The organism is Segatella oulorum F0390 (assembly GCF_000224615.1).
Taxonomy (GTDB): Bacteria; Bacteroidota; Bacteroidia; order Bacteroidales; family Bacteroidaceae; genus Prevotella; species Prevotella oulorum.
Window position 1 is genome coordinate 416,277 of record NZ_JH114217.1, and the last position, 8,732, is coordinate 425,008.

Annotated in this window: 6 protein-coding genes and 1 pseudogene; all 7 read right to left on the minus strand. The window is 44.7% G+C overall.

The features are described from left to right. Nucleotides 1–326: 326 nt before the first annotated feature. Nucleotides 327–539: pseudogene (locus HMPREF9431_RS10905) on the minus strand (ABC transporter permease); the annotation flags it as partial. A 190-nt stretch (nt 540–729) separates the two neighbouring features. Further along, nucleotides 730–2,316, minus strand: coding sequence for a hypothetical protein (locus tag HMPREF9431_RS10910; RefSeq protein WP_004381358.1), 1,587 nt, complete (start codon nt 2,314–2,316; stop codon nt 730–732). A 13-nt stretch (nt 2,317–2,329) separates the two neighbouring features. Next, nucleotides 2,330–3,331 carry a hypothetical protein gene (locus HMPREF9431_RS10915; protein ID WP_004381359.1) on the minus strand — a complete coding sequence of 334 codons (1,002 nt, stop codon included), beginning with the start codon at nt 3,329–3,331 and terminating at the stop codon, nt 2,330–2,332. A gap of 12 nt (nt 3,332–3,343) precedes the next feature. Then, nucleotides 3,344–4,132 (minus strand): hypothetical protein, encoded by a 789-nt coding sequence (locus tag HMPREF9431_RS10920; protein WP_231287817.1) that lies wholly within the window; start codon nt 4,130–4,132, stop codon nt 3,344–3,346. Nucleotides 4,133–4,365: 233 nt separating this feature from the next. After that, entirely contained in the window at nt 4,366–5,391 is a 1,026-nt protein-coding gene (locus tag HMPREF9431_RS10925) for a hypothetical protein (protein ID WP_155813023.1), read from the minus strand. A gap of 52 nt (nt 5,392–5,443) precedes the next feature. Then, a complete protein-coding gene (locus HMPREF9431_RS10930) occupies nt 5,444–8,284 on the minus strand; it encodes a fimbrillin family protein (RefSeq protein ID WP_004381362.1) in 2,841 nt (946 codons plus the stop codon). Between the two features lie 53 nt (nt 8,285–8,337). Then, nucleotides 8,338–8,529 carry a hypothetical protein gene (locus tag HMPREF9431_RS12560; protein ID WP_004381363.1) on the minus strand — a complete coding sequence of 64 codons (192 nt, stop codon included), beginning with the start codon at nt 8,527–8,529 and terminating at the stop codon, nt 8,338–8,340. Nucleotides 8,530–8,732 lie beyond the last annotated feature (203 nt).

The window sequence follows — 8,732 nt, forward strand, 5'->3', positions numbered from 1 at the left end:
TGTGTGTGTGTGTGTGTGTTACACAATTATTTGGTTCTACCAAACAATTTATGCTAAAAAACGTAATATGTTGAAACGCTACCATCATATAAACTATACATTCAAATAAAATAAAGAATCTGCCGACAAAGTTAATGCTTTTTAATGAAAGAAGGCGAAAATATTTAAAGAAAAATGGCAAGATGGCAGGAAAAAGGAAAAAGTGTATGCTTATGATGCTCAGATTGAAAGTATAGTGAAACAACAAGCTTTACAGTCTCTGGGTGAAATGCGTAAGTAAAATCCAAGAAAAAAGCTTACACCGCCCGAACGGTATCTGCTATGGGTTAAACCCTTTCTATATTTTTACTCATCACCCGAACGGGATACCACACCGAGAGCCAGCCAACGGCGAGCACAGTGATGAAAATAAGCAGCACATCGTCATAGTGTACGCTCACGGGATAGGCATTTACGACAAAGCTTCCGGCGCTGTTGCCCAACGACACCAAACCATATTGTTGTTGAAGCCAGCACAGAAGCAGTCCTAAACCAATACCCTCCCTCCTCAACAAGCTTTTGCCAAATAAAAGTGTGCGACGTAGGGTACGCAGCACACTTTTTCTTGCATTGCTACCTTCCCTTACCCTCATCCAACTCCACACCGAAAACATGAGCACACAAAAACAAATATCGGGCGCACAGCTGTGCGCCCGATAAATAAACTCTCTTTATCTAAGGGATGATGTTTTATTGTGCATTGAATACAGGCAAGGCATTCTGCGACATGCTTTCTGGTTTTATATCGATAGTATTAGCCAGCCCTGTTCTAGTGAAATTAAACGTATAAGCATTTCCCGTGTAGCCAAATTCATGATAAGTGGTCGATAGCCAATAAGCAGAATAGCTACCTGTAAGAACACCTTGCCCACCAACATAACCAAAACACCCCATTGCTGGAACAAAGAAATAGTTTTGAATATCAGCAGGGCGACCCGCTGCTATGTAATATCGCTTCACGATCGTAAACTGATTTGCTCGTTGCGTATAATCCTTGCCTGTTCTATCCGATTGCGCCAAGCTTGCTTCGCTTCGTCCATTCTGCTGTGCAATCACAGAAAGCTTTTTAAGCCACAAGCCACCCTGACCTTGATTGCCACCATGCCACCACAGAATATCGCGTTCATAGTAGGGAGCTGACTCAGCATACCAAATGGCTTGGTTCAGATTGGGAGCAAATTTTGCCGACTGCTCGGCAGCATCCACTCGCCGCTGGTTGTTGATGCGAGCATCAGTGCTGGCCGTTGGCCATGCAAACTGTAACGTTGTCCAGTTCCAATAATTAGGCGCATAGCCTTCAAAGATGTCATGGCCTTCGCCTGCATCCCACAAATAATATTTGAAATCGAACTGCATTGCCGAGAAGTCGGCCGTGATATTCGTTATCGTGTTGGCCGCGTAGTTTTGCGCACCAATGATTTTAATGAATTTCAACGGCATGCTCGTGATGGGCGACGTGCAATAATATTCAATGGTGAGGTCGTGCCAACCAGGCACCATCACGCAATAAATGCCGTTGCGCCATTGGTTCACTTGGTCGTTATCCACCGCAAAACCATTGCCATTGTTTAAGAAAATTTCGATTTGCTTACCCGTGTTCGTAGCGTGCCCAAGGTCTAAACCATAACTACCCACGTCGGGAAACACACCCGTGAGGGGATTGCTCGACTTAATCACCACTTTCTTTAACACCATGCCACCACGAATGAGCGCATTCGTAGAGTATGGAAGAATGTTGAGGAAAGCGGGCAAATGGGTAAAACGAACAGTGTATTGCCCCGTTTTGTTGGTCACTTTCGTCGCGGTGCCCACCGCACAGTCACCATAATACTTCAAATGGTCGGTTTGGTCAGCTACGCCTTGCCACACTTGTCCCCTAATGGTTAGCCCCTTTCCATCGGTGTTTGAAGGGTGCCCAAGGTAGTTCACCTTATAACTATTGGCACGGAAGAGCCATGGGAAATAAAATTTCGCATCGGCTTGAGTCGCCGTAATATTGCTACCCGTGCTGGCAATACGATTACCATAAGATTCATACACCCATATTTGGTCGCCCACTTCCCAATGCACAGCGGCACCATTATTGGCTGTTCCGCTGTGCCACATCAGCTTGGCACGCGTGGTGGGCGTAGTCTCACAAGTGAAAGTAGTACGACAGATAGTATCTGTCTGTAGCAGTGTGTTCCCATCCACATGGCTATCCACCTCGTTAGAACAACTGCTTAACAGCAACATTGTAAGTGCTGTGACGGAAAATAAAAATATATTTCGTTTCATATTCTGTTCTGTTTTATTGGTCAAACGTTCCATTCCAAGTAGTGTCTACCACAGCCTCTACACCACGCGTCTTCTTCGCCGTGGCAATCGTTGCACCAGCATTGATGTTGTTGTGACTAGCACCTATGTTCTCAGCGACATCAAATTTGATATCTGTGAGCGTATTAGCACCATACCAACGCCAACCAATAGTGCGTGATGCATTAAAATCACCTCTACGATCGGAGTGACAATAAACTTCTATCGTCAGGTTGTGATGCCCTGGAGGAATCGCTATATACATTGCATTATGGTATATGTTGACATCCGTATAAACCCATGCTGAAGCAGTTCCTGCAAAATAACAGTCCAAAGTCGTTCCAGTGTTAGTGGCATGAGCTGGATCTAAGCCAAATTGTCCAACATCAAATGTACCGCTAATCACCTTATCGGATTTAATCACAACACGTTTCATCACTGAAGTTAAATAAGAATATTCATCTGAAATATAAGGGAGAATACATAAATAGGCTGGTAAACGATTAAACGCCATGGTGTAAACACCCAACTTTCCAGGGACACGTGTAGCAGTTGCTTCTGCACAATCGCCAGTAAGTCTCAAATGTGCAGTAGAATTTGGTAAGAGATTCCATTGTTGTGCAGGAAAAGAAACATGTATACCATCAGCAGAACTCCCCAAGTAGTTCACCTTATAGGAGTCAGCTCCATATCCCTGTGGAAAATAAAAATTCGCACGATCCCACACTTGGCCGGAAGGAATATTGTTTCCAACACTTGGTACACGCCAAGTCGGGTTCATGTAAAGCCATAATTTATCGTCCTGCTGCCAACATGGCTGCGCATTACTCCCCACCGAATGCCAAAGGATATAATCAGCACGTGTAGCAGCTTGATTCATCGCAACAAAAGTTGTATATTGGCTTTCATCTATCTGATGGGACTGCTCTATATCATCATTGCTACAACTGAAAAAGAAAGCAGCTGTAAGTGCAAAGAATACTATTGTTTTTTGCATTATTGTTCTGTTTTAATCGTTAAACATTCCATTCCAATCTTCATCACTGGTCACCTCGATGGCTTGATGTTTTTTTGCTAAATCAAGTACACCACTATTTACAATAGGATTGTTACTAGCCGTGCGATAATCTGCTAAATCAATTTTCACATCCGACATTGTGTTGGCCTTGTATTCACGTGAATTAGCTGTTCGCATGACAAAAATATCTCCCTGCGTAGGTGATTTGAAATAAACATAGAATGTGAGTCTGTGCCATCCTGGAGGAATTGCAATATAAACTGCATTAGCCCACAACTGAACGCTATCGTAAATGGTGAAAATAGAACCCGCCTTTACTGTGCATTCAATACGCTTACCCGTATTGGTTGCATGTGCAGGATCGAGTCCAAATTGTCCCACATCATAAGTTCCTGTAATAATATTATCCGATTCAACAACTATCTTTTGCACTACAGACTCACCCCACTGTGCATTAGGACGACTCGTGTTATAGGGTAAAACACACAAGTAGGCAGGCAGACGCTTAAATGTCATGCTATAGATGCCTGCCTTATTGGGATTGCGTACAGCCGTAGCTTCACCACAATCGCCATGCTGTGCTAAATGGCCTGACGCATTAGGCAAGAGGTCATTCTGCTGTGCAGGAATCGTTACATGAATTCCATCATTACCAGGCGCACCCAAATAGTGCACGCGATAAGTAGCATCGTTCAAGCCTGCAGGAAAATAAAACTTCGCCGTTCGACTCTCAGCTGTGATATCACTGCCAAGGCTTCTGATGCGCCAAGTTGGTCCCATATACATCCATACTTCATCACCTGGTTCCCAATAGGGCAACGCTGTCGTCCCTACAGTGTGATCTCTGATATGATCCGCACGTGTAATAGCGTTTCCTTCACTAAAGAATGTAGTGTATTTACGTCCATCCAATGAAGTTGGAGCGCTCGCAACCTCCGTGCCCTCACTGCTACAACCAGAGAAGAGGAACGCAGAAGAGACAACACAAAACACGATTATAATACTTGTTTTCATCATTTTTTCATCTTATTGTTTAATAGGCCATTCCAAGTGCTGTCTGCATATACATGAACCCCACTGCGCTTCTTAGCTAAAGAAACTTCACCGCCCACAGCAATATACTCGTTGTTAGCACCATAGTAGTTGGCAATATCTGCCACAACATCGGTCATCGAGTTTGCCTTATATTCGCGGTTGCCGATATTCCTTCTTGCACAAAGTGTTTGCCCTGGGAACTTCGGCGATGTATAATAGAACTCTATAGTGAGGTCGTGCCAGCCTGGAAGCATCACTACATAGACGGCATTCTTGGCCTGATCCATTGTAGCATTGTCCATAGGGAAACCATTTGGATTATTCAAAACCACTTCTATGTCATTGGCTAAGTTAGTGCCATGGTTGACATCCAAACCATATTGCCCTACATCGAAACGTCCTCTAATCGGATTATTTGAAAGTACTTTCACATTCTTTATTACAGCACCTGTCCGAACAACATCATCTGAATTGTAGGGCATAATACAAAGATAAGTAGGCAAATGAGTAAAAGTTACCTCGTAAAGATTATCCTGTCCTGCCACCTTTGTTGCAGTACCCTCAGCACAGTCGCCGTTATAGCGCATGTGATCGGTATTATTGGGGACATTTTGATAGTGCTGTGCATTGATATTTATATAACGCCCATCGGTATTAGCCGTATGTCCTAAGAAATCTACCTTATAAGAGTTACGTTCATAACCCGAAGGAAAATAAAAATTGGCTTGGGGAGTTAGCGTTGTAATATTGTTACCAATATCTTTCAAACGCAAGTCTTCTGACAGATATAACCAAAGATGGTCATCAGGTTGCCAACTTACTGTTGCACCCGTCCCCTTTGTGTGATTTAGCATGTAGTGGGCACGAGTAAGTGCACCACCACTACTTCTAAACGTTGTGTATTGAGAATGTTGGGCAGCAGGCACAATCCCATCACTCCCGCAACCAACAAGAAATGATGTAGCGAGAGCCAACATACCCCATAAAAATATTCTTTGTTTCATATTCTTAATCATTGAAAATTGTATTTATAAACGCCAGTCAATCATCTTTTATTTACCATTCTATCACACCACCTGGCGTAACAGGTTGTGTTGTCGCACCTTGACTGGGCTTGAAATCTGCCACTGGACGAACTATGAATGCATTTGAACGCTCAAGAGCATTCTTGGGAGCTGCTCCCCATCCTATCTGATTACCGAATTCATATTCTGCTCCAGAGTTTTCATCCCAAGGAGTAGCATACCAATGCCAAGCCGACGTAGCACCACCACCCCATATACCAGTTCGACCATAACGGCTTCCTAAGGCTGGGAAATATATTGTGGTTGTAGCCGATGGACTCGTTTTAAAATGAACTCCATTATCAAAATCACCAATCTTGTTAATTTCCGATTCATTGGTACTGGCTTCACCTGTTATTGTGAATCCTGAGGCTGCATTCGATGGGGGCATATGAAACCCTGCAGGACAAGGGTCGTATACAGTTTTTACTACGGGATAATCATTCCAAACGTGATCCCATCCAGGCACATAGTTAGCTGACCAAGTATTCCAATAAGTTTTATTATAATGGTCATAAAGTGCTGTTGCCGTATAATACATCTTATCGGGATTCTGAATGGTTGTTCCTATAGACTGTTGACCAGGTGCTATACTGAATGAGCCTTCTTTTGCATCTTCGTCTTTTCGAGGCATAGCATCTTTTCGGCCAAATTGATAGAAAGTACAAATATCTTCTTTTTTCGAATATGCTTTCAGCATAATATTTACGATACCTTTTTGACTACTATTGGCATTTCCAGCAGTGGGCTGTAACGTCACACGGCACTTTCTATCCTGTGCATAAGGTGTTTCTTCCCATGCAAGGTAAGCATAACCCAATGTGTTTTGAGTGAACTTATAGATGTAACCTTGATGGTTGGTGCATGCAATGGTATTGAGAGCCTCGGGCTTAGCAAACCATAAATGCCATGACCACATCACGGTGCCAGCCGCATTCTTAACGGCTATCACTGCATTACCACTGCGAATACCATGGGTGTCGTCGCCTTTGGGCACTTCAAACTCCACATAGTCCACACCAAGATAGTTTTTAATGGGACTGCTCCCGATGGTGATTAAATCAGGCTGGTCGCTCCACACAATGCTGGCTTGTGTAGCTTTGTTACCACTATTCTGCACATTGATAAATGGAGATGTAATGGGTTGATTGTTATGATCGAGGAAGGTGTGAAGAATCACATCCGAATAGCTTGCATAAGGCGTCACAGGTGCACTGCTGACATAAGCGCTGCTATTGGCTACATTATTCTTTACACCATTACCATAAACAAGAGGTATGCGGTAATGCCCAGGTGCTGAGATGAGATAGCTGTTGGCAGACTCCGTGATATAGTTACCCCCATCATTCGGATTGGCCAAGTTGTGATAATAACCAGCATTGCCCTTTGGCGTAGCATTCTTTAGCGCATCATTATATTCTTTCAAGTGATTACGCATCTGTACGGCATATAAGTTCACGTTTCCCACGTTGGCTGCGCCATTAGCATCGCCAGGACCATTATAAGTGAAGTTGAGTAACCATGTGGGCCAGCTGTTAGGTCCCATATCTGTCCATTGTCCTGTAGTGGGATTGTACTCTTCATATTTTGTTACCGTCCAAGGCACAGCCTGCTTCACTGCGCCACTTTCGCGCCAGCTGGTTACCTTATAGTGTTGCACATCGGCAGGTTGCACGGTGTGTTCAAACGTGAGGTTGTTATCGGTCACCGTGAAGTGATACTGCCAATTAGAGTTGCTTTGTGAGAGTTTATATTCGCTGGTGGTGCCGGCTTCCCATTGTCCTTTGAGACGAATGGTGAGTTTATGCTTCTTGTTGTCGGGTGTGGTGTAGTAAATCATCGCCTTCACGTTTTGCCCATCCAGCTGTTGGGGCAGCATGTAGAACGTGTAGTTGCGACCATCTGTGCCTGCAATGGCTGCATTAGGGGTCTGTGACACGGCAATGCTCACGCCATCGAGGCTGTTAACTTGTGAACGATCTGTGGAGGAATAAGCCCATGTGCCTTGTGCTATGGGCATATCCGACATGGTGTAGCGGCCTTTGCTGAGTGCACCTGTGATTTCAATCTTGGTGATGGTGCCCAATGAAAGGTTGTCACCCACCGAGAATTTCACAGCCGTGAGGGCGTGTTGGAATTGCAGACTCGTGGCTGGTGCATCGCCCTGAGACACATATTGCGCATCGTTTGAGCGTGCAATCATCAAGTCCTTCATGTTTTGCACGTTGGCCTCGACCTCAAAATCCACATAAGGTGTGGGCAGATGGCCTGCTGGCGAGAGTGCTATCTTGCTGTAGGAGCTGGTCACTTCGGGATAAATGGCGAAGAAACGTCCCCATGGTTTTTGCCATGTCCAGCGGTGAAGGTTATCGAGTGTCCCGTCACCTTGCGTGGGTTCGCTGTCAAACCATTGGTTGGTCATGGCCGTTTGTGACGTACCATTCATGCCCGTCGAGGAGAAACGGCCGCGCGTCCATGCCACAACAGCACGTGTGCCTGGTGTGGGCGTAACGGGATTCACGCCCTCAACGGTGGTTTGCACCACGGTATAATCGGGATTATCGGTAGGCAACACTTTGGTTTCGAAAACCGAAGCAGCTACAGGTTCGGGCATAATGGAACGCGTGAGGCCGGCAGCACGTTTGGCCGAAGCAACAAGTTGTCCATCGGTGACATTAAAACGCACAGCATCTGAAACGCCATTGGTTCCTCTTCCTTCGCTCGCGGAATCATCTACACAAGCGGTTGTTGCTATGCTTGCCAATACCACAAAGGCCCAAGTGGCCTGTCGATAGTGGTCGGCAACATAGCGTTTGATTACTTTATAATTCATTTTCCGTTCTTTTTCTGTTGTTTTATGATTCACAATTAAGCGTTGTTTCCACACTATGGCAACTCTTCGTCGCCTTCTTCATCATATTCGCCATCGCGATGTTCTGACTCGTGTTCGGTGATGCCGCCGCCTTGTCCGGGATGTACTCTCGGACTCTCGCCCAGCAGCAAACTTTCCATGGGCACGGCAATAATACTGCATGCGGGTGTCATGTAGGCCCGCTTACCATTTGTTTTTCTTTTCATTACCTTATATATATTATACTTTATTGTTTGTTTCGTTGGTTATTCCCGCCTTAATTCGCGTAGGCATCCACGCAAAAAGGGTATACAAGAAGTTCTTGAAAAACTTCTTGTATACCCTTTGTTTAAAAGAAATATTTTTGTATATTACGCGCGCATCGCGCGTGTAAATTATAAGATGTGAGCGGTCGCTCGAATGTGTGTGT

Coding starts and splice junctions, on each gene's coding strand:
- HMPREF9431_RS10910 (WP_004381358.1), bottom strand. CDS start 2,316: ATGAAACGAAATATATTTTTATTTTCCGTCACAGCACTTACAATGTTG.
- HMPREF9431_RS10915 (WP_004381359.1), bottom strand. CDS start 3,331: ATGCAAAAAACAATAGTATTCTTTGCACTTACAGCTGCTTTCTTTTTC.
- HMPREF9431_RS10925 (WP_155813023.1), bottom strand. CDS start 5,391: ATGAAACAAAGAATATTTTTATGGGGTATGTTGGCTCTCGCTACATCA.
- HMPREF9431_RS10920 (WP_231287817.1), bottom strand. CDS start 4,132: ATGGGACCAACTTGGCGCATCAGAAGCCTTGGCAGTGATATCACAGCT.
- HMPREF9431_RS10930 (WP_004381362.1), bottom strand. CDS start 8,284: ATGAATTATAAAGTAATCAAACGCTATGTTGCCGACCACTATCGACAG.
- HMPREF9431_RS12560 (WP_004381363.1), bottom strand. CDS start 8,529: ATGAAAAGAAAAACAAATGGTAAGCGGGCCTACATGACACCCGCATGC.